We start from the raw sequence: 24,590 nt of genomic DNA on the forward strand, positions 1-24,590 counted from the left end.
GCGGCCAGCCACAACGGGCCCGCAGCTCCCCACTCGCCGCGGCCCGCCGCTAGGCGTACGTGCCGATGTCCTTGATCATGGCGAAGCCGAGCCCGTACGCACTCATGCCCCGGCCGTACGCCCCCACGTGCACCCCCGCCTGCGTCGACCCGGCGAGCACCCAGCCGAACTCCGACTCGCGGTAGTGGAACGGCGTGGGCACCCCGTCCACCGGCAGGGACAGCGTCGACCAGTCGTCGCCGACGAGGTCGTCCGCCAGCACCCACGCCGTCTCCGTCTGCTGCTCCAGCCAGTCGTCGCGCAGGGTGTGGTCCATCTGGCCGGGCCAGGTGAAGGACAGCAGTCCGACACCGGCGAGCCAGGCCGCCGAGGACACCGACGTGGCCTCCAGGAGACCCGTGCCGTCCGCGGTGCGGCGCGCGGGGTTGCCCGCGACGGTGACGACCACCGCGAACTTCTCCTTGTCCTCGGTGCCTTCGTTGCGTACGGAGGGCTCGTCGCCGTGCCCGATCGAACCGTGCTCGACGGCACCGTCCGCCGCCATGCCCACCTGCATCAGCCAGCGCGGCCCCGTGAAGGCCTCGTCGAGGCCGTACCACGGGAAGGGCGCCAGCAGATAGCCGTCGACCGTGCGCCGGGCGGAGGGGACCTGTTGTCCACCCTCCGCGGCCGGCGCCTGCGCGCCTACCCGACTCGTCGTCTCCATGCCGGACGCCTCCTCGCTCTCGTCGGACCGGGGCGGCCCGCCCCCCTTCGGGCGACTCGCCCGGTCCGCACAACAACTCGGCAGCATAGCCACCTCGTGGGAGGCAGCCCGGAAAGCGCCCGGCGCGTAAGGCGTGCGGAGGCCGTGTTCAGGCCGTACGAGGGCGTGGCGGAGGTATGAAACGCGTCACGTGGGAAGCGCTGCGCGAGCCGCGCGGGAGGGTCAGGTGGCGTCCGCGTCGAAGGGCGGGCGCTCGTCCTTCTCGGGGTCCTCGGGCTTCTTGGTCATGTCGAGACGGCCACCGGAAGCGGACGGGGAACTCGGGGTGTCGGCGCTCTGCACCGCCTCCGTGACCTCGGCCATCTCCTTCTTCAGGTCGAAGCCGTTGCGGATCTCCTTGAGCCCCAGCTCGTCGTTGTCCAGCTGCTTGCGCAGGAACGTCTTGGGGTTCAGGTCCTCGAAGTCGAAGTCCTTGAAGTCCGGGCCCAGTTCCTCCCGGATGTCCGCCTTGGCGCTCTCCGAGAACTCCCGGATCTTCCGGATCGTCCGCGTGACGTCCTGGATCATCTTCGGGAGCTTGTCCGGACCGAAGACGAGCACGGCGAGGACAATGATCGTCACCAGCTCTAGCGGTCCTATGTCATTGAACACCTGAAGCTCCTTGCGATCCTCGGTCCTCGGCCCTCGGTGGTCAGTGCGCGTCTTCCGTGGTCCGGGCCGGGTCCACGGTACCCGGCGATCCCACCCGACCGGTACTGTCCCGTGGGCTACGAGTGGGTGTATGGGACCGGTTTTCCGGGTTGTTTGCCTAGTGGGACCGGCTGCGGGGCTCTCACCTGTGACGTTTCTGTCAATCACCGGCTCATTCACCGGTCGAGGAGCCCAGAACGAGCGAAACGGTCATGTCCTTGCCGTCCCGCCGGAGCGTCAGGCGCAGATGGTCGCCGGGGCGGTGGGCGCGGGTCCTGACGATGAGTTCGTCGCCGGAGTGGACACGCTCGCCGTCGACCTCCGTGATGACGTCGCCCGGCTTGAGGCCGGCCTGGGCACCGGGGCCGCCGGTGGTGACGGCGGGACCCCCGTCGCTGCCCTTCGTCGCCACACGGGCGCCGTCCCCGGTGTAGTCCATGTCGAGGGTGACGCCGATGACCGGGTGGGTGGCCTTCCCGCTGTTGATCAGTTCCTCGGCGACCCGCTTGGCCTGGTTGACGGGGATGGCGAAGCCGAGCCCGATCGAACCGGCCTGGCCGTCGCCCGTGTCGGTCCCGTCGTCGGCGGACCGGATCGCCGAGTTGATCCCCACGACCCGCCCCTGGGCGTCGAGCAGCGGTCCGCCGGAGTTGCCCGGGTTGATGGGCGCGTCGGTCTGCAGGGCGTCGACGTACGAGACGTCGCTCCCGTCCGCCGCGTCGCCGCCGGCCGTGATGGGCCGGTCCTTGGCGCTGATGATCCCGGCGGTCACGGTGTTGTCGAGGCCGAAGGGCGCGCCGATCGCCACGACGGGGTCGCCGACCCGCACATTGTCGGAGTTGCCCAGGGGCATCGGCCTGAGCCCGCGCACACCGCTCACGCGCACCACGGCGAGGTCGTACCCGGTGTCGTGCCCGACGACCTTCGCCCTGGCGGTCCGTCCCCCGCTGAAGCTCACGGATATCTCGCCGTCACTGCCCGCGGGCTGCACGACATGGTTGTTGGTGAGGATGTGCCCCCGCGTGTCCAGCACGATCCCGGTACCGGTCCCCGACTCCTCGTCACCGGTCACATGCAGGGTCACGACACTGGGCAGCGCCCGAGCGGCGATCCCGGCCACACTCCCGACCGCCCGCCCCCCACTCTCCACACCGGCCTGCGGCAGCACGACGTCCCCACCGACACCGTCCCGCTCCAGATACGCCCCTACGACACCGCCGACGCCCCCGGAGACCAGCGCGAGCACGAGTCCGGAGACGAGGAGGAGTCTCCGGGTGCGGTTGCGGCGCTGTTGATGGGTGGGCGTCGCGGCGCCGGTGTGTTGGAGGGGGGCGATCAGCGGTGCGGGCGCCCAGGGGTCGTAGCGGTGCCAGGGGTCGGAAACGGGGGTGGGGGTGGGGTCAAGTGGGGCAGGGTTGCTGGAAGCCGTTGAGGGGGCCGGTGGGGCGGGAGCACCGGAGGCCGTCGTGAGGGCCTGTGGGGCGGCGCCGGGCGCCTCCACGGGGCGCCCCAGCTCGAAGTCGGCATCGGCGTCGGCATCGACATCGGCGGAAGCGGCTTCTCCGCTCGCAGCCGCACCAGGCGTTTCCGCCCGCCCTCGACCCCACCACTTCGGTTTCGTGGGCCTCGGTTCCGGTGTCCCCTCGTTCATGTGCTCCCCACCGCCCGCTGTGCCACCCCGTACTCCCCGGATTCAACCAGGTCGGCGGGGTGTGGCGCAGGGGACGGTCAGCGGAGGGGGCGGGAGGAGGCGGAGGGGGCGGGAGTGGGGGATGAGGTGGTGTCGGGTGCGCGCAGCAGGCCGGGGGCCATGACATCGGGGGCGGTCGACCATGAGGTGAGGGCGACCGGCGGGTTCGTGTTGAGCGGGCGTATCAGCGGGGACATGACCGCCGCACCGGCCACCACGGGCGCCGTCAGCGTGTGCATGACCTCGTCGTCGCCGCGGACGGCCGCAGGGGACGGCACCCCGGGCAGCAGCGGCGCGGAGACGGAGGTCGGGACCACCGGGGTGTCGCCCAGCATCGAGCGCTGGCTCGTGCCCTGGGCGAGCAGGGGACCGACGCCACGGCGGCGCCCGGAGTCGGCGGTCGCGGCGCCCGTGCCCTGGGTGCGGGCCGGGGTCACGCCCGCGCCGCCCCTCGCCTCGGCCGCGGTGTCGCCCGGCGTGACCGTGGCGACGCCGCCCAGCGCGATCGCGGCCAGTGAGACCGCGCCGGCGGCGACGAACGCGAACCGCATTCCGCGCGAGGCGGAGCGGTCGCTGTCGTGCCGGCTGACGTCATGGATACGGAAGCCTTCGCGGGCCGGTGCGGACGAAGGGGTCAGTGCTGTCGCGGCGTGCGGGCCCGCGGGGACGTAGCCGAACTCGAACGCGTCGAGCGGGCCGTCTCTTTTGACGCCGAAGATGCCGACCCCGGCGAAGAGCCCCCCGCCGGGTGGTTCCTCGTCGTCCGTGTCGCCGTCTCCCCCGGGAAGTCCCTGGAGGCGGGCCAGAAAGCTCTCGGAAGGGGGCGGCGGGGCCATTTCCGCGAACACGTTCTTCAGTCGGCGCTGCGCGTCCGCCTCGGCCTTGCACTTCGTACAGGTGGCCAGGTGCGCCAGTACGCGATCGCGCGACTCATGACCGAGCTCCCCGTCCACCAGGGCGGAAAGTCGGTCTCCCAGATGCTGCTCCGCAGGCGTAGGACGTGATCCACTCACGCGGTCGCGCCCCCTCCCCCCAGCGCGGGCACACGCGCCACGAAGGAACGGCGCTCGGCCCGTGCTTCCGGCGAGCGGTGTGCGAGGGCCTTGCGCAGCTGGGAGCGGCCACGGTGGATCCGGGACCGGACCGTGCCGAGCTTGACGCCCAGGGTCGCGGCGATCTCCTCGTAGGAGAGGCCCTCGATGTCGCACAGGACGACGGCCGCCCGGAACTCGGGGGCGAGGGTGTCCAGGGCCTGCTGGACGTCGGCGTCGAAGTGCGCGTCGTTGAAGACCTGCTGGGGCGACGGCTCGCGGCTGGGCAGGCGCTCGGCCGCGTCCTCCCCGAGCGCGTCGAAACGGATGCGCTGCTTGCGGCGGACCATGTCCAGGAAGAGGTTGGTGGTGATGCGGTGCAGCCAGCCCTCGAAGGTGCCGGGCGTGTAGGTCGACAGGGAACGGAAGACCCGGACGAAGACCTCCTGCGTGAGGTCCTCGGCGTCGTGCTGGTTCCCCGTCAGGCGGTACGCGAGCCGGTACACACGGCCGCTGTGGGTGCTGACGATCTCCTCCCAGGTGGGCGGAGTCCACGCCTGCCCGTCCGCGTCGGTGGAGAAGGTCGCGGTCTGGGCATGGTCAGCGGCGTGGCTGTGGTCAGCAGCGGTGTCGTTCACGGATTTCGGCCTGCCCGCCGATCCGAGAAAGCGCCGGAGCACTCCTCCCCGATCCACAGGTACAGCCGCACCTCCCCTGTCGGCTCTGGTGGTGTCCAGTGGAGTCCCTACCATAGCCACCTCGCCCGTTAGCTCCGGATAAGGGGTTTTACGAGAATTTGATACATGCTCATACCGACCTTCCGGCGGTACGAGCCGATGCTCGGGTCCCTGCTCCCGCCGCTGCTCGACGTCCTGATCCATCCTCATCCCCCGCTCTCCCCTCCGGCCGCGTCCCCCAGTGCATTCCTCCCCCTCTAAACGCCCGGTCCCATCAGCAGGTTCCCGGCACCAACGGATACAGTCACGCCCAGGCAACCACGGGGACAGGAGAGGGTCATTACCGGCAACCGGCAGACGAGCTGGGCGTTCGCCGACGCCTATGTCGCCGAGGACGAAGCACTGCGCTGGGCCCGGGACCGGGCCCGCGAGGCAGGGCTGCGCTCGGTGTCGCCCGGCACGGGCGCCGCGCTGCGGATGCTGGCCGCCACCGTGGACGCCAAGGCGGTGGCGGAGATCGGAACCGGGACCGGCGTGTCCGGGATGCATCTTCTCCACGGCATGCGGCCGGACGGGGTACTGACCACCGTCGACCAGGAGCCGGACCACCAGCAGTTCGCCCGCCAGGCCTTCCGTGCCTGCGGCTTCGCGAGCAACCGGGCCCGCTTCATCCCGGGCCGCGCCCTGGACGTGCTGCCCCGGCTCGCGGACGCCGGCTACGACCTCGTGTTCTGCGACGGCGACCGGCAGGAGTTCCTGGACTATCTCGCTGAATCGTTGCGCCTGCTGCGTCCGGGTGGCCTGGTGGTCTTCGAGGGCGTCTTCGCCAACGGCCGGACCGTGGACTCGGGCCCCCAGCCCACCGAGGTGCTGCGGCTGCGCGAGCTGCTGCGCGCGGTCCGCGAGATCCCGGAGCTGGTGCCGTCACTGCTCCCGGTGGGCGACGGACTGCTGTGCGCGGTCAAGCGGTAGGAAGCCGTGGGAACGCGGGAAGGCAGCTGCCCCGGCATCATCTCGGATGCCGGGGCAGCTGAAGGGGGATGGGCGCGTTCCGCCGCGTCAGCCGACAACCTTCTTGAGGGCGTCGCCCAGGGCGTCGGCCTCGTCAGGGGTCAGCTCGACGACGAGCCGACCGCCGCCTTCGAGCGGAACGCGCATGACGATGCCCCGCCCCTCCTTGGTCACCTCAAGCGGGCCATCGCCCGTCCGCGGCTTCATGGCCGCCATGCTCGTTCCCCTTCCTGAAACCAGCTCATCGTCGCCGACGGCCCCATGGAGGGCACGCGCGGCCCCCAATGAGACACGCGTCACCGGCATCGAACACATTGCTTCCAAGCCATTATCCCGCATCTCGGGACCCGATGACCAACATCAGTCGGCATCGCTTGGGCAACGCGCGCGAGCAAAACCACTCAATTCGCCGATGTGACTGCGATACTGCGCCGCCGCGCGGACCCCCGCCGACCGAAACCGGCGCGGAATTCTTTGACGCAGGTCACACGTCCGGTCCGGTGCTTGGACGGCGATCTCCGCCATGCTGTCCTACGGACGTAGGGCGTACCGACCGGTACGCCCAAGCGGCGACACCGGAGGGGACACACCATGGCCGACACCGTGCTCTACGAGGTGAGCGACGGACTCGCGACGATCACGCTGAACCGCCCGGAGGCGATGAACGCGCTGAACATCGCGACCAAGGTCGCCCTCCGGGAGGCGGTACAGGCCGCGGCGGGCGACGACGCCGTACGGGCGGTGCTGCTGACCGCGGCCGGGGAGCGGGCGTTCTGCGTGGGCCAGGACCTCAAGGAGCACATCACGCTGCTGGCCTCCGACCGCGAGGCCGGGACCGGGGCCACGATGACCACGGTCAAGGAGCACTACAACCCCATCGTGCGGGCGCTGGCCGGGATGGCGAAGCCCGTGGTGGCGGGGGTGAACGGCGTCGCGGCCGGGGCCGGCTTCGGGCTCGCGCTGGCCGCGGACTACCGCGTGGTGGCGGACACCGCGGGCTTCAACACGGCCTTCGCGAACGTGGCGCTGACCGCGGACTCCGGCATCTCCTGGACGCTGCCCAGGGTCGTCGGTCCGGGGCGCGCCTCCGACCTGCTGCTGTTCCCGCGCACGATCACCGCGCAGGACGCGTACGACCTCGGGATCGCCAACCGCCTCGTGTCCGCGGGGGAGTTGCACGCGGAGGCTGAGCGGGTCGCGCGGGCGTTGGCCGGTGGGCCGACGGTTGCCTATGCGGCGCTGAAGGAGTCGGTGGCCTACGGCCTCTCGCACACCCTTGAAGAGACCCTGGAGAAGGAGGACGAACTCCAGGCTCGGGCGGGCGCGTCGGAGGATCATGCGATCGCTGTGGAGGCGTTCGTCAACAAGGAGACGCCGAAGTATTTGGGTCGCTGAGTTCTGGAGCTGCGGGTGCGTGGGAGCTGGTCGCGCCCACGCGGCGGAGCCGCATATCGATACAGCCCCGCGCCCCTACAGGGCGCTCCTGGCAACGCAGGTTTCCAGGTGGTCGTTCACCAGCCCGCACGCCTGCATCAAGGCATACGCCGTCGTCGGCCCTACGAATTTCAGGCCCCGCTTCTTGAGGGCCTTCGACAGGGCCGTCGACTCCGTCGTGACCGCCGGGACGTCCCCGAGGCTCTTCGGGGCCGGGCCCGGCTTCGGAGCGTGGGACCAGATGAACTCGTCGAGTTCGCCCGGTGCCCAGTCGGCCAGCACGCGCGCGTTGGCGATCGTCGCGTCGATCTTGAGGCGGTTGCGGATGATGCCCGCGTCGAGGAGCAGGCGCTCGCGGTCGGCGTCCGTGAAAGCGGCGACCTTGGCGATGCGGAAGCCGTCGAACGCGGCCCGGAAGCCCTCGCGGCGGCGCAGGATCGTGATCCAGGAGAGGCCCGACTGGAAGGCTTCCAGGGAGAGCCGTTCGTAGAGGGCGTCGTCTCCGTGGACCGGGCGGCCCCACTCCTCGTCGTGATAGGTGACGTAGTCCTCGGTGGACAGCGCCCAGGGGCAGCGCAGGGCGCCGTCCGGACCGGCCACGGCGTCGCTCACTGGTGGTCGCCCTCCTCGGGCTTCTCGATCGAGACGCGGTGGTTCTGCGCGCCCGCCAACGCGGACTCCAGGTCGGCGATCCGGGCGTCGCGCTCGGCGAGTTCGGCGCCGATGCGGCTGAGCGCGTCGTCCACCTCGGCCATGCGGTAGCCCCGCGCGGCGAGCGGGAAGCGGATGCTCTCCACGTCGGCCTGGTCGACGGGCCGGTCCGGGGGCAGGGCGTCGTCGAGGCGCTCGGGCGCGACGTCGGGCAGCGGGGCGTTCTCGCCGCCGCCGATCACCGAGAGCGTCACGGCGCCGACCACGACGGCGAGCCCGACGACCAGGAACAGGAACATGAACATCTCTGAGGTCTCCACGGGCGTCGATGTCGGACGTGCCGAAGCCGAATGTGTCAGGGTCCGATCGTGCCATGCGACGCTGACAGTTAGGGTCACAGGCGGCTGAAGACCGGTAGGTACTAGGAGAGGTCACAGGGGATGCTCAGGCTGGGCAGGCGTGAATTCGACACGCACGAGCCGGTGATCATGGCGATCGTGAACCGGACCCCGGACTCCTTCTACGACCAGGGGGCCACGTTCCGCGACGAGCCCGCCCTCGCGCGCGTGGAGCAGGCGGTGGCCGAAGGGGCCGCCATCATCGACATCGGCGGGGTCAAGGCCGGTCCCGGCGAGGAGGTCACCGCCGAGGAGGAGGCGCGGCGCACGGTCGGTTTCGTGGCCGAGGTGCGGCGGCGCTTCCCGGACGTGATCATCAGCGTCGACACCTGGCGGCACGAGGTCGGCGAGGCCGTCTGCGAGGTCGGCGCGGATCTCCTGAACGACGCGTGGGGCGGCGTCGATCCCCGGCTCGCGGAGGTCGCCGCGCGGTACGGCGTGGGCCTGGTGTGCACGCACGCGGGCGGCGCCGAGCCTCGGACGCGTCCGCACCGGGTGACGTACGACGACGTCATGGCCGACATCCTGCGCGTGACACTGGGGCTCGCCGAGCGGGCCGTTTCGCTGGGCGTGCCCAGGGAGTCGGTGCTGATCGATCCCGGGCACGACTTCGGGAAGAGCACGCGGCACAGTCTGGAGGCGACGCGGCGGCTCGGGGAGATGGTCGACACGGGGTGGCCGGTGCTGGTGTCGCTGTCCAACAAGGACTTCGTGGGCGAGACGCTCGACAAGCCGGTCAAGGAGCGGGTCGTCGGGACGCTCGCGACGACGGCGGTGTCGGCGTGGCTGGGTGCCCAGGTGTACCGGGTGCATGAGGTCGCGGAGACACGACAGGTGCTGGACATGGTGGCGTCGATCGCCGGGCATCGGCCGCCGGCCGTGGCGCGGCGGGGGCTGGCCTGATTTTTTCACCCCCGCCGCCCCTGCCCGTCCCGTCCCTGAGGGCTGCCGCCCCCAGACCCCCGCTTCGGCCCCGAAAGGGCCTCGTCCTCAAACGCCGGACAGGCTGAAAACAACCACCGCTACCGGCCGGCTTCCTTCGACACGAGTGCGACCGCCTCGTCCACGTCGTCCGTCACGTGGAACAGGAGGAGGTCCTTCTCCGACGCCTTGCCCTGGGCGATCAGGGTGTTCTTCAGCCAGTCGACGAGGCCGCCCCAGTACTCGCTGCCGAAGAGGACGATCGGGAAGCGGGTGACCTTCTGGGTCTGCACCAGGGTCAGCGCCTCGAAGAGTTCGTCGAGGGTGCCGAGGCCGCCGGGCAGAACCACGAATCCTTGTGCGTACTTGACGAACATCATCTTCCGCACGAAGAAGTAGCGGAAGTTGAGGCCGATGTCGACGTACGGATTGAGCCCCTGCTCGAAGGGCAGCTCGATGCCCAGGCCGACGGAGATGCCCTTGGCCTCCAGGGCGCCCTTGTTGGCCGCCTCCATGGCTCCGGGGCCGCCGCCGGTGATCACGGCCCACCCGGCCTCCACCAGGCCGCGTCCGAGCCGTACGCCCGCTTCGTACTCCGCTGAGTCCGGCTTGGTGCGGGCCGAGCCGAACACGCTGATCGCGGGCGGCAGTTCGGCCAGTGTGCCGAAGCCCTCGATGAACTCCGACTGGATGCGCAGTACGCGCCACGGGTCGGTGTGGACCCAGTCCGAGGGGCCGCCCGCGTCCAGGAGACGCTGGTCGGTCGTGCTCGCGGTCACCTGGCCGCGCCTCCGGAGGACCGGTCCCAGGCGCTGCTCCTCCGGTGGCTGCTGCTTGCCCTCGGGGTTGCCTGTAGCCATGTGCGCTCCCTCCACTTGCAGGTGTTTCGTACCTCAGCGTAGGTCTACGCGGGTTACGGAGGGGGGACATACGGATGTCAGGCGGTGAGCCAGTCCCGCAGCCGCCGCTCCGCCTCGGGGATGAGAGCGGCCTCGACCCTCTCGTCCACCTTGTGGGCGAGGAGTTGGGCACCCGGGCCGTAGTTCACCGCGGGCACTCCCAGGGCGCTGAAGCGGGCCACGTCGGTCCAGCCGAACTTGGGGCGGGCCTCGCCGCCGACGGCCGCCATGAAGGCCGCCGCGGCCGGGTGGTTGAGGCCGGGGCGGGCCCCTCCGGTGTGGTCGTCGACGACGAACTCGTCGACCCCGCAGTCGGCGAAGTACTCGCGCACGAAGGCCTCGGCCTCCGCCTCGCTGCGGTCGGGCGCGTAGCGGAAGTTGACGACCAGGGTGCACGCGTCGGGGATCACGTTGGTGGCCACTCCCCCTTCCACGCGTACCGCGTTGAGGCCCTCGTGGAACCGAAGGCCGTCCACGACCGGCGTGCGGGCCTCGTAGGCGGCGAGCTTGGTCAGTGCCCTGGAGGCGGCGTGGATCGCGTTGGAGCCCATCCACGCGCGCGCGGAGTGCGCTCGTTCACCCTTGAACTTCAGGAACATCCTCAGCGTGCCCTGGCAGCCGCCCTCGACCTGACCGTCCGTCGGCTCCAGGAGGACCGCGAAGTCGCCCGCCAGCCACTCGGGATGGGCTTCGGAGACGTGCTTGAGGCCGTTGAGCGGAGCGGCGACCTCCTCGTTGTCGTAGAAGACGAACGTCAGGTCGCGGTTGGGGGCCGGGACCGTGGCCGCGAGGCGGAGTTGGACCGCGACGCCGGACTTCATGTCGCAGGTGCCGCAGCCCCACAGGACGCCGTTCTCGTCGAGGCGCGAGGGGACGTTCCCGGCGATGGGGACCGTGTCGATGTGGCCGGCCAGAATGACGCGTTCCGTACGGCCCAGGTTCGTGCGCGCGACGATGTTGTTGCCGTACCGGTCGACCGTCAGGTGGGGCAGGGCGCGCAACGCGGTCTCGATCGCGTCCGCGAGGGGCTTCTCGCTGCCGCTCTCCGAGGGGAAATCGACGAGCTGCGCGGTGAGCCGTGCGGCGTCCAGCGTGAGGTCAAGTGGGGTATCGGCCATGCCGTCGACCCTAACGCGAAGGGCGTCTCCACCGTTTGTCCACACCCGGCTCAGCGGTAACAGGAGCCTCCGCTACCTTGTGGGAATGCCTGAGCAGTCCCCCACCCCAAAGAAGCGTCGACGCGGCCGCCTCTTCAGGTTCTCGGCCGCCTTCGTGGTGCTGCTCGCGGTCGCGGGCTATCTCGTCGTTCAGTACGTCACCGGCGGCCGGGGCGGGCCCGGTTGCAAGGTGGTCTCCGGGAAGGGCGACGGCCAGGAGTTCGAGTTCACGCAGGAGCAGACGATGAACGCGGCGACGATCGCCGCCGTCGGCACCGGGCGCGGTATGCCCGAGCGGGCCGTGACGATCGCGCTGGCGACCGCGATCCAGGAGTCGCAGCTCGTCAACATCACGCACGGGGACCGGGATTCGCTCGGCCTGTTCCAGCAGCGGCCCTCGCAGGGCTGGGGCACCGAAAAAGAGATCATGGACCCGACGTACGCGGCGGGCGTCTTCTACGAGCACCTGGCCAAGGTGGACGACTACCAGAAGCTCCCCCTCACCGTCGCCGCGCAGCGGGTGCAGCGCAGTGGTTACCCGGAGGCGTACGCCAAGCACGAGCCGGACGCCGCGCTGCTGTCCGCCGCTCTCACCGGGCAGTCGGCCGCCACGCTGACCTGCCAGGGCCTCCCGGACACCACCCGGACCTCCACCGGCCCGGACGCCGTACGGGCCGCGCTGGTACGGGACTTCGGGCGCGAGGTGCTGAAGGAGACCGGCGCGGAGGTGACCGGCGGGGCGACGACGTCCAAGAAGGGCGCGTCCAAGTCGAAGACCACGACCACGCCGTCGCCGAGCGCGAGCGCGACGGGCGGGAGCAGCACGGTGACCCTGCCGGTGCGGTCCGGCAGCACGAAGACCGGCTGGCAGCTCGCGCACTGGGCGGTGGCCAACTCCTCGGTGCTGCACATCGACCGCGTGTCGTACGCGGGCCGCGAGTGGGCCGCGGGGAGCGCGAACGACCCGTGGCACTCGACCGGCACGAAGGCCGCGGGCGGGGTCCGCATCCAGACCGAGGGGCCGACCGGTCAGTAGTACGGGTCCTCACCCGTAGGGGTCATGGGCGGTCGATCGGGGGCCGGGGGTGCTCAGGTTTTCGCCTGGTCACCCTCGGGCGCGCCGGAGTCCTTGAAAACAAAGGGCTGCAAGCATTCGGCGGGCTTTCGGGACGGGCGACCTTTGTCCGTTTTTATCCGTAGCTGATAATGCGACGCATTGCCAACTCTTTACGTTGGCGCTCCGCAACCTTCGCGCGCTTCGAGCGGTAGTCACTGCGTCCGAGCCCGGAGATCAACACAAGGAGCATCATGTCCCTCCCCCTGACCCGCCGGATCGCCCGTGCCGCGCTGCTCGTCGCAGCGGGAGCGGCAGCCGGGGTCGGTGCGGCCGGCTCCGCCAGTGCGGCCCCCTCCCTGCCGGCCACCCCGAACCTGGGCGCGTTGACCGCCCTGGACGGGGCGAGCGTCGGCAACACGGTCGACGGCGCGAGCCAGAACGTCACGGGGGTCGCCGGCAAGTCCGGTGGCCAGACGCTGGAGAAGGCGGTGCCGGCCGCAGGCAAGACCGGCGGGAAGGTCGCCAAGACGGTGGCTCCGGCCGCGCAGCACGTTGCCGGTGACACGGCGGGGCAGGCGGGTGGCCTGCTCGGCGACACGGCGAAGACCGCGACGGCCGGTGGCGGGTTGCCGACGGACGCGGTCACCAAGGGTGGGCTGCCCACGGCTCAGGAGCTGCCCCTTAAGGGTCTGCCGCTTGGCTGAGCGTGCCGTGAGTTGAAGGGGTCCAGGGAGTTCCCTGGGCCCCTTTCGCATGCCGGTTCTTTGGCTGCGGGCCGGTGGGGGCTGGGCGCGCAGTTCCCCGCGCCCCCAAGAACTCTCAGCTGAGGCGGTTTACAGCTGCCCGTACTCGCTCGTCCGTTGCCGTCAGGGCCACTCGTACGAAGCGGTCGCCCGCTTCTCCGTAGAAGTCGCCCGGCGCCACCAGGATGCCGAGGTCGGCGAGGTGGGCCACCGTGTCCCAGCAGGACTCGTCCCTCGTCGCCCACAAGTAGAGGCTCGCCTCACTGTGTTCGATGCGGAAGCCGTGGCCGGTCAGCGCTTCGCGCAGCAGTGTGCGGCGAGCCGCGTACCGCTCCCGCTGTTCCTGGACGTGGGTGTCGTCGCCCAGGGCCGCGACCACGGCCGCCTGGGTCGGGGCCGAGGTCATCATGCCGCCGTGCTTGCGGATCTCCAGGAGCGGGCCCAGGACCGCCGGATCGCCGGCCAGGAAGGCGGCGCGGTAGCCGGCGAGGTTCGAGCGCTTGGAGAGGGAGTGGACGGCGACGATGCCGTCGTAGGAACCGCCGTTGACATCCGGGTGCAGGACCGAGACCGGGTCGGCCTCCCAGCCCAGTTCGAGGTAGCACTCGTCGGAGAAGATCAGGACGCCGTGCTCACGGGCCCAGGCGACGGTCTCGGTGAGTTCCTGCTTCGAGAGGACCTTGCCGGTCGGGTTCGAGGGCGAGTTGAGCCAGAGGAGCTTGAGGCCCTCGGGGTTCAGGGTGGTCGGGTCGTCGTAGACCTCGTAGTCCGCGCGGGCCAGGCGGGCGCCCACCTCGTACGTCGGGTAGGCGAGGCGGGGGTACGCGACGCGGTCGCCCGGGCCGAGTCCCAACTGGGTGGGGAGCCAGGCGACGAGTTCCTTGGAGCCGACGATCGGCAGGACGTGGTGGTGGGTGACGTCACGGGCGCCGAGGCGGCGTTCGACCCAGCCGGTGAGGGCGTCGCGCAGGGCCGGGGTGCCCCAGACCGTGGGGTAGCCGGGCGAGTCGGCCGCGTCGATCAGGGCCTTCTGGATCAGATCGGGGACCCGGTCCACCGGGGTGCCGACCGACAGGTCGACGATGCCGCCCGGGTGCGCCGTCGCCGTCTTCTTGTACGGCTCCAGCTTGTCCCAGGGGAAGGTGGGGAGGCGGTCGGTGACTGCGGACACGGTTACTCGCTCACTTTCTTCGATGCGACCGGTACGCCCGGTACGCCCGGTACGGCAAACGCCTCGGTCCCGTAGGGCGCTGATCGGGCGTGATCAGGCCGTACGGGACCGAGGCGGCGCGTCTGTGCGGGCCGCTCTTACTGGTTCTGCGGCGGCAGCGCGGCGACGAAGGGGTGGTCGCGCTCGATCAGGCCCAGCTTGCTGGCACCGCCCGGGGAGCCGAGCTCGTCGAAGAACTCGACGTTCGCCTTGTAGTAGTCCTTCCACTCCTCGGGAGTGTCGTCCTCGTAGAAGATCGCCTCGACCGGGCACACCGGCTCACAGGCTCCACAGTCGACGCATTCGTCCGGGTGGATGTACAAGGACCGGGAGCCCTCGTAGATGCAGTCGACCGGGCACTCCTCGATGCACGCCTTGTCCTTGACGTCGACACAAGGCTGCGCGATGACGTAGGTCACGCTGTCGTTCCTCCTCGATAGGGCGCTGGCGGGCCTCCGTAGGCTCCGCCGCCAGGCGCGCTGGAGCGCGGCGTCGTCCATGCCCGCACCTAGTATCTCCGTTCCGGGGCGTGATCCATACAGGAGGGGTGAACTGACCTGTGGAAATCTCTGCGGCTGGACGTCTTGAGGTCCGCATCACCGCTGCTGACGTGGGCAAACGGGTCTCCGTCCGGCGCTTGAGCGAGGATGAAGACACGGCGGAGAAGTTCACCGACACGGTGGGTGTTCTCACATCATGGGACAGCGGTGTGGTCACGATCACACGGAAGGGTGGCGACGCCGTCCGCATTCCGGAATCCGCGCTGGTCGCGGGCAAGGTCGTACCGGCCGCGCCGGCCCGGCGGCGGGGGCCCGCCGCCACCTACCAGGAACTGGCGCAGGTCTCCGCGCGCGGCTGGCAGCCCGTGGAGAGCGAGCGGCTCGGCGAGTGGGAGCTGCGCGCCGCCGCCGGATTCACCCGCCGCGCCAACTCCGTGCTCCCGCTCGGCGATCCCGGTCTGCCTCTCGACGCGGCCCTCACCGCCGTACGACGGTGGTACGGCGACCGCGGCCTGCCCGCCTACGTCCAGACCGCGACCGGTGCCGAGGGCACGCAGGAGCTGCTCTGCGCCGAACTGGAGCGGCGCGGCTGGCCCCGTGAGGTGACGGCCGAACTGTGGGTCGGGGCGCTGGCCCCGGTCGCCGACCGGGCCGACCCGGCCGGGGTCGTCCTCTCCCGGGCCGCCGACGACGCGTGGCTGGCCCGCTATCAGCGCAAGGGGGTGAGCGAGGTGGCCCTGAAGGTGCTGGGGAGCGGACCCTCGGTGTGGTTCGCGACGGTCCCTGGTGAGGGTGCCGAGCCCGCCGCGATCGGGCGGTGCGTCGTCGACGGACGGTGGGCCGGTTTCGGTGCCGTAGAAGTCGATCCGGCGCTACGGCGACGGGGGCTGGCCTCGCTCGTCATGGCCGCGTTGGCCTCGCGGGCGCTGGCGGAGGGCGCGTCGGCCGCGTGGCTGCAGGTCGAGGCGGACAACGCGGGGGCGCGGGCGCTGTACTCCGGGATGGGGTTCGCGGCGCATCACGCCTACCACCACTATCGCGAGCCGGCCCCGGCCGATGGCATCGGTGACGTCGGTGACATCGGTCGCGACGGTGGCATCGGTCGCGACGGTGGCATCGGTCGCGACGGTTCGTCGTGAGGGGGTTCGAGTTCGCCATGCCCGTTCCCTGTCCCACTCCCCCGTCGCCCGAGCGGGCGGCGGACGTACGTGCCTGGTTCGCCGAGGAGGCTCGGTCCGAGCGGCCCGATCTGACCACGCTGTGCCTGCTGGTGGGGGCGGTGGCCGACGGGGCGCTGGACGACGCGGGCATCGACGCGGCGCAGCTCGAACTCGACCGGCTGGCCGGGCAGTTGCCGTACCGCCCCGGCGGGCCCTCCGCGTGGGCGAACGCGCTGCACCAACTCCTCGGTGTCCGCTTCGAGTTCCGCGGTACGCCCGGCGACTACCAGCGGTTGGGATCCTCGCTGCTGCACGAGGTCCTGCGGCGGCGGCGCGGGCTACCCATCCTGTTGTCCGTGGTGTGGATGGAGGTCGCCCGGCGGGCGGGGGCTCCGGTGTACGGGGTCGCCCTGCCGGGGCACTTCGTGGTGGGGTTCGGGCCGGCGGAGGAGCAGGTGCTGGCCGATCCGTTCGACGGGGGGCGGGTGTTGTCGGGCGGCGATGCGGAGTTGCTGGTCGCGGGGGCGACGGGAGCTTCGCTTGAGCCCTCGATGCTGGTGCCTGCGGCGCCGTTGGAGGTTGTTTCGCGCGTCCTGAACAACATCCGGGCGTGGGCTGCGGCTCGGCCGGAGCGGTCGGATGTCGCCCTGTGGGCCGTCGAGTTGGCGTTGCTGTTGCCTTCGCATTCGGCTCGGTTGCGGTACGAGCGGGCTCAACTGCTGGTCGAGCGGGGGGATTTCCTCACCGGGGCTGCCGAGTTGGAGGCGTATGCGGAGGTGGTGGCTGTGGTGGATGAACCTGCTGCGGATCGGGTACGAGGCCAGGCGCAATCTGCGAGGGCCAGGCTGAACTGAGTTGGCGGGTGCGGGTGCGTTGTGGCTGGGCGCGCAGTTCCCCGCGCCCCTAAAAGCATCGGTCCCGGCGTACGTTTTTACAGCCAGCCCTTTTCCCTTGCCGCCCGCACCGCCTCCGCCCTGTTCCGTACCGCCAACTTCTGGATCGCCGTCGACAGGTAGTTGCGGACCGTTCCCTGGGACAAATGAAGCGCCTTGGCCAGCTCGGCGTTCGTCGAACCGTCTGCCGCTGCTCGCAGGACCTCGCGCTCTCGGTCGGTCAACGGGTTGGCGCCCTCTGCCAGGGCCGCTGCGGCCAGTGTGGGGTCGATGACCCGCTCGCCCGCCAGTACTTTCCGTACCGCTTCCGCCAGTTGGGCCGCCGGGGCGTCCTTCACCAGGAACGCGTCGGCGCCCGCCTCCATCGCGCTGCGGAGGTAGCCGGGGCGGCCGAAGGTCGTCAGGACGACCAGCTTCACCGCGGGCAGCGACTTGTGGACCTGGGCCGCCGCCTCGATGCCGGTGCAGCCGGGCATCTCGATGTCGAGGAGGGCCACGTCCACCGCGTGTTCCCGCGCCGCCGCCAACACCTCGTCGCCGCGCGCCACTTGGGCGACGACCTCGATGTCGTCCTCCAGGCCGAGCAGTGCGGCCAGTGCCTCGCGGACCATCGACTGGTCCTCGGCGAGGAGGACCTTGATCGTACGGCTCATGCGGGGGATCCTACGTCCGCCGAAGCGACCGGAACGCCCGCGGGCACTCGTGCGACCAGCCGGAAGCCGTGTTTGAGGCGGGTCGTCTCCAGAGAGCCGCCGACCTTCGCGAGGCGCTCGGTGAGGCCTGTCAGACCGTTGCCGGGGCCCTTGCCGGAGCCGCCCGAGCCGTTGTCCTCGACGGAGAGTTCGAGCATCGGGCCGTCCAGGGTCTGGCGCCGGACCAGTTCGACGACACAGCGCTGGGCGCCGCTGTGCCGTACGACGTTGGTGATCGCCTCGCGCAGGGCCCAGGCGAGGGCGGACTCGCTGTCCTCGGGGACGTCGGTGAGGTCCGGTTCGGCGGGGAGGTCGGCCGTGACGCCCGCGGCCGTCAACGCAACCTGGGCGCCCGCGAGTTCGCCGGGGAGGCGGGGGCGGCGGTAGCCGGTGACCGCCTCGCGGACGTCCACCAGGGCCTGGCGGCTGACCTGTTCGATGTCGGCGACCTGCTGGGCCGCCTTGTCGGGGTGGTCGGGGAGCATCCGGCCGGCCAGCTCGCTCTTCAGGGTGATCAGGGAGAGGGAGTGGCCCAGGAGATCGTGCAGGTCCCGGGCCAGGCGCAACCGCTCCTCGTTGGCCGCCAGTTGGGCGACCGTGGCCCTCGCCTTGCGCAACTCGACCGTCGTGCGCACGAGTTGCCGTACGCCTGTCATCGAGTAGCCCACCAGCAGCACGATCAGGAACAGGCCCCAGGCCTCGTCCAGGTCGTCGACGAACCAGCCCGCCAGCATCATCGCCGCGGTGGTCAGCGGGATCGTCCAGTACGCGGCGCGCAGGGGGAGGGTCACCCCGCAGCTGACGGAGACGTAGACGAAGAGGCCGAGCCAGGAGTTGCCGAGGCTGAGGGCCAGCGCTACGGCCAGTACCCACAGGACGGCGACCATGGCGGCGACGAGCCAACCGGAGTAGGGGCGGCCCATGGTGCGGAAGACGACCGCCAGGTAGATCCCGGTGAAGGCCACCAGGCCCACCCAGCCGGCCGTCGTGGCCGCGGTGGTGTGGTGGCCGTCCAGCAGGTCCTGCACGGGCGCGCCGAGGAAGACCAGCCAGGGCAGGATCCACACCAGCTTGCGCAGCATCTCGCTCCGGTTGCGGGGTGGCTGTCCGATCCGGATCAGCCGTTCCACCCTGGCCTTCTCCGGCAGCGGGTCCTCGGTCATCGCGCTCACGCCTTCAGCGTGTCCTTCCGGTACAGCCAGGCCGCCCCGCCCGCGAAGAGCGCGAAGTAGACGACGAGGAGGGTGATGTCCTTCGCGTGGGGCGACCGGCTCTGCTCGATGGCCTGCCCCAGGGCAGCGTACGCGTGCGTGGGCAGCCACTTCGCGATGTCCTGGAGCCAGGTCGGGAAGGTCGTGGACGGGAACCAGAGGCCGCCGAGGATGGACAGGCCGAAGTAGACGATCATCGTGATCGGGCGGACCGCGTCCCCGGAGGCGAGGTAGCCGATGGCGACGCCGAGCGCGGCGAAGACCAGGCTGCCGGCCCAGATCGCGCCGGTCAGCGCGAGCCACTGCCAGGCCTCCAGTCGTACGTCCTTCAGCACGGCGGCGACGATGAACACGACCACGATGGACGGCAGGCTGACCACGGCGGCGCTGGCGGTCTTGGCGAGGACGTAGCCGCGCCCGGGCAGCGGGGTCAGCCGCAACTGCCGTACCCAGCCGTTCTCGCGCTCCTTGGCGATGCGCTCGCTGTTGCCCATCAGGACGGCGGTCAGGGCGCCGAAGGAGGCCATGGAGACCATGACGTACTTCGCGATGCTCAGGCCGGTGCCGTCGACGGTGCCGGACTGGTTGGAGACCAGCAGGAAGATCACCGACGGGTAGATCACCGAGAAGAACAGGAACTTGCGGTTGCGCAGGGCGCGGGTGAGTTCCAGTTTGATCAGGCTGTTCATGACTGCTTGGCCTCCTCGGCGGTGGTGATGGCGACGAAGGCCTGCTCCAGGCCGAGTCCGGCGACTTCGAGGTTGCGGGGGTAGACGCCGAGGCCGTAGAGCGCGTGGACGGTCGCGTCGGCGTCGGTGGACTGGATGCGGATCGTCTGGCCGCTGATGTCGACAGAGGTCAGGAAGGGGAGGGAGCGGATCGGTGCCTCGTCGATCTCGCCGTCCAGGTCGAAGGCGACCCTGCGGGCGCCCGCCTTCGCCTTGATCTCGGCGGAGGTGCCGTCGGCGAGCAGCCGGCCGCGGTGCAGGACCAGGACGCGGTCCGCGATGGCGTCGGCCTCTTCGAGGTAGTGGGTGGCGAAGAGGACCGTACGGCCCTGGTCGGCCTGTTCGCGCATGGTGGCCCAGAAGGCCTGGCGGGCGGAGACGTCCATGCCGGTGGTCGGCTCGTCGAGGACGATCAGATCGCTGTCGCCGGCGGTCGCGAGGGCGAAGCGGACGCGCTGCGCCTGGCCGCCGGAGAGCTTGTTGACCTTGCGGTCGGCGATCTGGGCGATGCCCGCGCGGGCGATCACATCGCCGACCTTGTACGGCTTGGGGTGCAAGTCGCAGGCCAGCTTGACCAGTTCACCGACCGTCACCTCGTCCATCAGCCCGCCGCTCTGCAGCATCGCGCCCACGCGCCCGGCGACGATCGCCTCGCGCGGACTGGTGCCGAAGACGCTGACCTTGCCGGTGTCGGCCTGCTTGAGGCCGAGCAGCAGATCGAGGGTGGTCGACTTGCCGGCGCCGTTCGGACCCAGCAGGGCCACCGTCTCCCCCGGGTGCAGCACGAGCGACAGTCCGTCCACGGCCCGTACGTCGCCGTAGCTCTTGCTCACCTGGTCGAACCCGACCACCGGGGTGGCGGTGGTCGCCGCTGTTGTCGTCATGCATCCATCGTGGCCGCCCGGGGCCGGTGCCCGGCAGTGTCGGCGGTCCGGTGTCGCGCATGACAGATGTCATGTCGTACGACCGAGGCGGATGCCGTACGCCGAGGGGGCACCCGGCGCTGTTCCGGATGCCCCCTCGGTTCTTCGGGCGTGCGCCAGCTAGTTGGGGGTCGTGTCGATGATCCCCACCCTGTTGGTCTTGCTGATCAGCGCCCCGCGGAGGGCGAGGTAGACCTCCTGGGGTGTGACGGCCGTCTTCTGGCCGGTGGCGCGGGTGATCTTGACGTCGTCGAAGAGGTTGCCGTAGAGCGCCTTGAGGGCGGTCAGGTCGGGGCTGTCGGTGAGCTTGCCGTTCACGGCCTTGACCTTGAGGAACTTCCACAGGGAGTTCTTCGGGCTCAGCAGCAGCGTGACACCGGTGTCCGTCTTGACCGTGGCGAAGGCGGACATCGCGGGTTCCGCGAAGGCCTTCATCTCGCGGTCGACCTCGGCGTTCGTGACACTCGGCTGCTTGGTGGTCGTCGGGACCGTCACCGTGGTGGCCGTGTTGGTCTCCACCTCGGTGCGGTACGCCTCCTCCACGGCCGTGACGGAGCCGGCCGCGTCGATGGCCTTGCCCGCCTTGCCGTAGACGGCGACCGCCTTGCCCGACTTGAACTCGATCGTGCCCTCGGTCACCGCGCCGGAGCCGGAGCCGCCGCCGAGGTTGGCCAGGGCGGCCTGGAGCTTCTCCTCGTCCGTCGGCATCTCGGGCTGGACGATCCGGTGCTGGCCGAAGAGCGAACCGATCACGGAGACCGGGTTGTAGTCGCTGGTGGCGGCCTTGCTGACGGTCGACGCGAAGTCGAACTGCAGCCCCGCCTGGTCCGGCTTCAGCGAAACCGTCTTGCCGCCGACCGACAGCTTCAGCGGCTTGTTCACGCGGTCGCCGAACGCGTCGTCGAGCTTCTTGACGGCGTCGTCACGGGTGCCGCCGCCGATGTCGACGCCGAGCACGGTGGTGCCCTTCGGCACGTCGGTGTGGTTCATCAGCAGCCCGGCACCGTAGGCGCCGCCCGCGATGACGAACACGCCGACGCCGAGCAGGACCAGCTTGCTGCGGCCCTTCTTCTTTTTCTTCGCCGCGCTCTTGCCCGCGTTCTTGGCGGCGGGCGCGCTCTGCGCCGAGCCGGGCTCGGGCAGCTTGGGGGGCGTGTGCGGAAGCGGTCCGTCGGGGTGGGTGCCCGTGCCGAACGGCGAGGTGCCGTTGCCCGGGACGACCGGCATACCGCTGGTGACGGTGTGTCCGGAGACCTGGTCGGCGGGGGTGCCGTAGCCGGGCATGCCGGGCTGGGCCAGCTTCTGCGGGGTGAGGATCGCGGTGTCGTCGCTGAGACCGCCGCCCGGGATCATGCCGGGGAGACTCGCACCGCCGGCCGTGCCGGGACCGCTGAGCCCCATGGCGGGGCCACCGGGGCCACCAGGGCCTGTGCCGGGACCACCGGGGCCACCGGGGCCCATGCCCGGGCCGCCGGGTCCCGTCCCCGGACCGCCGGGACCACCCGGACCACCCGGGCCCCTGCCGCGTCCGCCGTGTCGGCCGGAGGGTGCGCCCGGGCCGCCGGAGCCGTTGGTCGGGCCGCCCGGGCCGTCGGCGTAGCCGATCGGCGCACCGGGGGCTCCCTGCGCTCCGCCCATCGGGCCGGGCGGCAGCATCAGGCCGTCGCCGGTGACCGGGCCGCCGGTCGGGCCCGCGGGACCCTGGGGGCCGCCCGGACCACCGCGCCCGTTCGGGCCGTTGAAACCGCTGGGTCCACCGGGACCGCCCGGGCCGCCGGGGCCCATGCCCTGGCCGTCGGGTCCGGGGAACTGCTCGATGCGCGCGCCGTGACCGTTGGTCGCGGGGAAACCCTGGCCGTTCGTCTCGGGGTAGCCGCCCTGGGCGCCGGGCCCGGGGAAACCGCCCTGCTCGCCGCCGCCCTGTCCGTCGGCTCCGGGAAGGCCGCCCTGGGCACCCTGACCGTTCTCCGAGAAGTACGGCAGGTCGTCGCGGCGCGGTTCGCCGGGGCCGCCGTTCGGACGGGAGCCGTTGCCCAGCGAGCCCCCCGCCAGCGCCTCGGTCACGTCGAAGGAACCGGTGCCGCCGCCGTGCCCGGGGGCCACGGGTCCGCCACCGGTGGCACCGGCGAACCCGGCACCGTTCGTGGAGCCGTTGGCGCCGCCCGGCCGGGAAGCGCTCGGCAGGCCCATCGCACCGACGACACCGCCGGGCCGGCCGCCGGTCGGCCGCGCGGCCCCGGGCGCACCCGGAGTCGGAGTGCCGGCGCTCGGGGTTCCGGCGGCCGAACCGCCCGGAATTCCTGCGCCGTTGGTGCCGCCACCGCCCTGACCGCCCTTCGCGGGGCCGGACTTGCGTGGCGCGAACCAGTCGCTCGTCTTCTCCTCGGGTGTGGGCAGGGCGAGTTCGGCCGTCGGTTCGACGACGCCCGTGGGCAGCGCGGAACTCGGCAGCTGCGTCTCGGCGGTCGTGGACCCGTCGGCGGACTCGCCGTCCGCGACGGGCGTGCGCACGACGACCGGCGGAATGGGCCGCGATCCGGGGATGTTGATCCGGATCCGGGTCGTCAGCGTCGTCTCGGTCTTGCGTTCCTCCGGCTGCGCGGCCGAACGCCCCGCATCCGTACGGTCGTCGGAAGCCGCGGGCGTCCCGTACGGCGGGGTCCCCGAGGGGTAGGCGGCTCCGCCGCGCCCGTCGGGCCCGGAGGACGGAGTGTCAGTTTCACGACTCAAGGCAGGTTCTCCCGGTTGGCTCCGCCGCCCGACACCCACGGGCGACTCGGCGGCGCGCACCACCATACTGGCCACTTCTTGGCGGTATCCCACGGCCGCTGGGGAAACCCACACCGGACTCGCACGCGCGCGTCACCGCGAAGTGGTACGTCACTTGCCAAGTCGGACGTCAGGGCTGCTTGGTTGCCGCCCCAAACCCAACGTGGCGCAGATCACAGCTACAGCCATTCCGCCGAGCAGGAAGAGATAGGAACCGACTCCCGCGCCGAACAGGAAGTCGCCCTCCGGACGGCTGGCGGTGAGCAGGATGACGGCGACCATCCAGCCGGCCGCGGGCGCCACGGCCCCGCCCCGGCCGCCGGCGGCTCTCGCCCCGCCGAGGAAGAGTCCGCCCGCTCCGGCGAGCGCGAGCAGCAGCCCGCCGGGGAACCAGCCGCCCTGCACCAGCGCTCCCGCCGCCCCGACGACCGCGCCGAGCAAGAAGAGCCCGAGGTAGGCCAACACCCTTGGCCCGGACGGCCGTTGCAGCGGCTGGGCGAGCAGGCTTCCGCCGCCCTGATTGGCGCTCATCACAGGCCCAGCCCTTCGAAGAGGTCGGTCTCGGGCGCCGGGCCGCCGGCCTCGCCCTGGACCAACTCGTAGTACTCGGTGGTGAGGATCGGCTGCGCGAGATAGTTGGAGAGCACGAAGTACGGCTCGTCCGGGGCGACTTCGATCTGGGTGGCGTGCGCGCGCATCGCGGCGGTCTTGGCGGCCGCGTATTCGGTGCCGTCGATCGCGGTGGTGATCCGCCCGTCGTCCACGACACCCGGTACGTCGTCCACGGCGGCGGTCTCGGCGAAGGGAAGCTCCGGCAGCGCGTCGCGCAGCCGCGCGAATCCCGCTTCCACGACGGTCCGGGGCACGCGGTTCCAGTAGACCTTGGCGATCGACTGCCCGGCGTCGGCGGCGAGTTGGGCGGCCCGCATGGCGACGCGGTGGGCCTGGATGTGGTCCGGGTGGCCGTATCCGCCGTCGGGGTCGTAGGTGACCAGGACCTGGGGGCGCACCTCGCGGATCACCTCGACGAGGTGTCCGGCGGCCTCGTCGACGTCGGCCTGCCAGAAGCAGTCGGGGTCGTCGTTGTCCGGGGTGCCCATCATCCCGGAGTCCTGGTAGCGGCCCGCGCCGCCGAGGAGACGGAAGTCACCGACTCCCAGCTCGCCCGTCGCGGCCCCGAGCTCGACCGCCCGGTGTTTCCCGAGCGCGGCACCCGTCAGCTGCCGCAACGCGGGCGGGATGACCTCGCCCCGCTCACCGAGGGTGCACGTGACCAGCGTCACGTGCGCACCCTCGGCCGCGTACTTGGCCATGGTCGCGCCGTTGTTGATCGACTCGTCGTCCGGATGCGCGTGCACCAGGAGCAGACGGCGAGCGCAGCGAGATGGGGGTCCCCCCGCCCGCAGGGTGGGGGAGGGCGGTTCGGTCATGTGCCCACC

Annotated in this window: 27 protein-coding genes; 8 read left to right on the plus strand and 19 right to left on the minus strand. The window is 71.1% G+C overall.

Annotated elements, in window-relative coordinates:
* Positions 1-49: 49 nt before the first annotated feature.
* The 5 genes from ACIBJH_RS01105 to sigE form a co-directional block, all read right to left on the minus strand.
* The gene (locus tag ACIBJH_RS01105) at positions 50-706 is read right to left on the minus strand and encodes a hypothetical protein (protein WP_399114763.1); all 657 of its coding nucleotides are present in this window, start codon (positions 704-706) and stop codon (positions 50-52) included.
* 222 nt (positions 707-928) lie between these two features.
* A complete protein-coding gene (locus ACIBJH_RS01110) occupies positions 929-1,357 on the minus strand; it encodes a sec-independent translocase (RefSeq protein WP_399114764.1) in 429 nt (142 codons plus the stop codon).
* A gap of 211 nt (positions 1,358-1,568) precedes the next feature.
* Complete coding sequence (locus tag ACIBJH_RS01115) at positions 1,569-2,897, minus strand: S1C family serine protease (protein WP_399114765.1); 1,329 nt, start codon at positions 2,895-2,897, stop codon at positions 1,569-1,571.
* 227 nt (positions 2,898-3,124) lie between these two features.
* Positions 3,125-4,099 carry a zf-HC2 domain-containing protein gene (locus ACIBJH_RS01120; RefSeq protein ID WP_399114766.1) on the minus strand — a complete coding sequence of 325 codons (975 nt, stop codon included), beginning with the start codon at positions 4,097-4,099 and terminating at the stop codon, positions 3,125-3,127.
* On the minus strand, positions 4,096-4,797 hold the full coding sequence (sigE, locus tag ACIBJH_RS01125) for an RNA polymerase sigma factor SigE (protein ID WP_019072074.1): 702 nt from the start codon (positions 4,795-4,797) through the stop codon (positions 4,096-4,098). The genes ACIBJH_RS01120 and sigE overlap by 4 nt, the downstream gene beginning before the upstream one ends.
* A gap of 123 nt (positions 4,798-4,920) precedes the next feature.
* Between sigE and ACIBJH_RS01130 the strand changes: the two genes are divergently transcribed.
* Positions 4,921-5,055, plus strand: a complete 135-nt coding sequence (locus ACIBJH_RS01130) for a hypothetical protein (RefSeq protein WP_399114767.1) — start codon at positions 4,921-4,923, stop codon at positions 5,053-5,055.
* Positions 5,056-5,067: 12 nt separating this feature from the next.
* The gene (locus ACIBJH_RS01135; RefSeq protein ID WP_315986651.1) at positions 5,068-5,766 is read left to right on the plus strand and encodes an O-methyltransferase; all 699 of its coding nucleotides are present in this window, start codon (positions 5,068-5,070) and stop codon (positions 5,764-5,766) included.
* 87 nt (positions 5,767-5,853) lie between these two features.
* Here ACIBJH_RS01135 and ACIBJH_RS01140 read toward each other — a convergent pair whose 3' ends face one another.
* On the minus strand, positions 5,854-6,021 hold the full coding sequence (locus ACIBJH_RS01140; RefSeq protein ID WP_003966491.1) for a DUF3117 domain-containing protein: 168 nt from the start codon (positions 6,019-6,021) through the stop codon (positions 5,854-5,856).
* Between the two features lie 375 nt (positions 6,022-6,396).
* Here ACIBJH_RS01140 and ACIBJH_RS01145 point away from each other — a divergent pair, with 375 nt between their 5' ends.
* A complete protein-coding gene (locus ACIBJH_RS01145) occupies positions 6,397-7,200 on the plus strand; it encodes an enoyl-CoA hydratase/isomerase family protein (RefSeq protein ID WP_399114768.1) in 804 nt (267 codons plus the stop codon).
* A gap of 75 nt (positions 7,201-7,275) precedes the next feature.
* Here ACIBJH_RS01145 and ACIBJH_RS01150 read toward each other — a convergent pair whose 3' ends face one another.
* Together ACIBJH_RS01150 and ACIBJH_RS01155 are read right to left on the minus strand one after the other, a co-directional pair.
* Positions 7,276-7,851 (minus strand): DNA-3-methyladenine glycosylase I, encoded by a 576-nt coding sequence (locus tag ACIBJH_RS01150; RefSeq protein ID WP_399114769.1) that lies wholly within the window; start codon positions 7,849-7,851, stop codon positions 7,276-7,278.
* Positions 7,848-8,195 (minus strand): DivIVA domain-containing protein, encoded by a 348-nt coding sequence (locus ACIBJH_RS01155; protein WP_399115571.1) that lies wholly within the window; start codon positions 8,193-8,195, stop codon positions 7,848-7,850. The genes ACIBJH_RS01150 and ACIBJH_RS01155 overlap by 4 nt, the downstream gene beginning before the upstream one ends.
* A gap of 135 nt (positions 8,196-8,330) precedes the next feature.
* Between ACIBJH_RS01155 and folP the strand changes: the two genes are divergently transcribed.
* Positions 8,331-9,191 carry a dihydropteroate synthase gene (folP, locus tag ACIBJH_RS01160; protein ID WP_399114770.1) on the plus strand — a complete coding sequence of 287 codons (861 nt, stop codon included), beginning with the start codon at positions 8,331-8,333 and terminating at the stop codon, positions 9,189-9,191.
* 119 nt (positions 9,192-9,310) lie between these two features.
* On the opposite strand, the gene ACIBJH_RS01165 is transcribed toward folP, so the two are convergent.
* Positions 9,311-10,069: a TIGR00730 family Rossman fold protein gene (locus ACIBJH_RS01165; protein WP_399114771.1), complete on the minus strand. Its 759-nt coding sequence runs from the start codon at positions 10,067-10,069 to the stop codon at positions 9,311-9,313.
* Between the two features lie 77 nt (positions 10,070-10,146).
* Complete coding sequence (dapE, locus tag ACIBJH_RS01170; RefSeq protein WP_399114772.1) at positions 10,147-11,226, minus strand: succinyl-diaminopimelate desuccinylase; 1,080 nt, start codon at positions 11,224-11,226, stop codon at positions 10,147-10,149.
* An 85-nt stretch (positions 11,227-11,311) separates the two neighbouring features.
* Here dapE and ACIBJH_RS01175 point away from each other — a divergent pair, with 85 nt between their 5' ends.
* Together ACIBJH_RS01175 and ACIBJH_RS01180 are read left to right on the plus strand one after the other, a co-directional pair.
* On the plus strand, positions 11,312-12,301 hold the full coding sequence (locus tag ACIBJH_RS01175) for a heavy metal transporter (RefSeq protein WP_399114773.1): 990 nt from the start codon (positions 11,312-11,314) through the stop codon (positions 12,299-12,301).
* Between the two features lie 272 nt (positions 12,302-12,573).
* Positions 12,574-13,026 (plus strand): hypothetical protein, encoded by a 453-nt coding sequence (locus tag ACIBJH_RS01180; protein ID WP_019072065.1) that lies wholly within the window; start codon positions 12,574-12,576, stop codon positions 13,024-13,026.
* Positions 13,027-13,141: 115 nt separating this feature from the next.
* Here the strand turns inward: ACIBJH_RS01180 and ACIBJH_RS01185 are convergent, their stop codons facing one another.
* Together ACIBJH_RS01185 and fdxA are read right to left on the minus strand one after the other, a co-directional pair.
* Entirely contained in the window at positions 13,142-14,236 is a 1,095-nt protein-coding gene (locus ACIBJH_RS01185) for a bifunctional succinyldiaminopimelate transaminase/glutamate-prephenate aminotransferase (RefSeq protein ID WP_399114774.1), read from the minus strand.
* Between the two features lie 137 nt (positions 14,237-14,373).
* Entirely contained in the window at positions 14,374-14,694 is a 321-nt protein-coding gene (fdxA, locus tag ACIBJH_RS01190) for a ferredoxin (protein WP_019058397.1), read from the minus strand.
* Between the two features lie 140 nt (positions 14,695-14,834).
* Here fdxA and ACIBJH_RS01195 point away from each other — a divergent pair, with 140 nt between their 5' ends.
* Complete coding sequence (locus ACIBJH_RS01195) at positions 14,835-15,914, plus strand: GNAT family N-acetyltransferase (protein WP_399114775.1); 1,080 nt, start codon at positions 14,835-14,837, stop codon at positions 15,912-15,914.
* Positions 15,915-15,931: 17 nt separating this feature from the next.
* Positions 15,932-16,789, plus strand: coding sequence for a tetratricopeptide repeat protein (locus tag ACIBJH_RS01200; protein ID WP_399114776.1), 858 nt, complete (start codon positions 15,932-15,934; stop codon positions 16,787-16,789).
* A 77-nt stretch (positions 16,790-16,866) separates the two neighbouring features.
* Here ACIBJH_RS01200 and ACIBJH_RS01205 read toward each other — a convergent pair whose 3' ends face one another.
* From ACIBJH_RS01205 to mshB, 7 genes are all read right to left on the minus strand, one after another.
* Positions 16,867-17,481, minus strand: a complete 615-nt coding sequence (locus ACIBJH_RS01205; RefSeq protein WP_399114777.1) for a response regulator — start codon at positions 17,479-17,481, stop codon at positions 16,867-16,869.
* Positions 17,478-18,692 carry a sensor histidine kinase gene (locus ACIBJH_RS01210; protein WP_399114778.1) on the minus strand — a complete coding sequence of 405 codons (1,215 nt, stop codon included), beginning with the start codon at positions 18,690-18,692 and terminating at the stop codon, positions 17,478-17,480. Before ACIBJH_RS01210 ends, ACIBJH_RS01205 begins: the two co-directional genes overlap by 4 nt.
* Positions 18,689-19,420 (minus strand): ABC transporter permease, encoded by a 732-nt coding sequence (locus ACIBJH_RS01215; protein WP_399114779.1) that lies wholly within the window; start codon positions 19,418-19,420, stop codon positions 18,689-18,691. Before ACIBJH_RS01215 ends, ACIBJH_RS01210 begins: the two co-directional genes overlap by 4 nt.
* Positions 19,417-20,343 (minus strand): ABC transporter ATP-binding protein, encoded by a 927-nt coding sequence (locus tag ACIBJH_RS01220; RefSeq protein ID WP_399114780.1) that lies wholly within the window; start codon positions 20,341-20,343, stop codon positions 19,417-19,419. Before ACIBJH_RS01220 ends, ACIBJH_RS01215 begins: the two co-directional genes overlap by 4 nt.
* Before the next feature lie 159 nt (positions 20,344-20,502).
* On the minus strand, positions 20,503-23,112 hold the full coding sequence (locus tag ACIBJH_RS01225; RefSeq protein WP_399114781.1) for a hypothetical protein: 2,610 nt from the start codon (positions 23,110-23,112) through the stop codon (positions 20,503-20,505).
* 150 nt (positions 23,113-23,262) lie between these two features.
* Positions 23,263-23,682: a DUF6113 family protein gene (locus ACIBJH_RS01230; RefSeq protein ID WP_399114782.1), complete on the minus strand. Its 420-nt coding sequence runs from the start codon at positions 23,680-23,682 to the stop codon at positions 23,263-23,265.
* Positions 23,682-24,581, minus strand: coding sequence for an N-acetyl-1-D-myo-inositol-2-amino-2-deoxy-alpha-D-glucopyranoside deacetylase (gene mshB / locus ACIBJH_RS01235; protein WP_399114783.1), 900 nt, complete (start codon positions 24,579-24,581; stop codon positions 23,682-23,684). Before mshB ends, ACIBJH_RS01230 begins: the two co-directional genes overlap by 1 nt.
* Positions 24,582-24,590 lie beyond the last annotated feature (9 nt).

The sequence above is a fragment of the Streptomyces sp. NPDC050548 genome (assembly GCF_044457385.1).
In the GTDB taxonomy this organism is placed as follows: Bacteria; Actinomycetota; Actinomycetes; order Streptomycetales; family Streptomycetaceae; genus Streptomyces.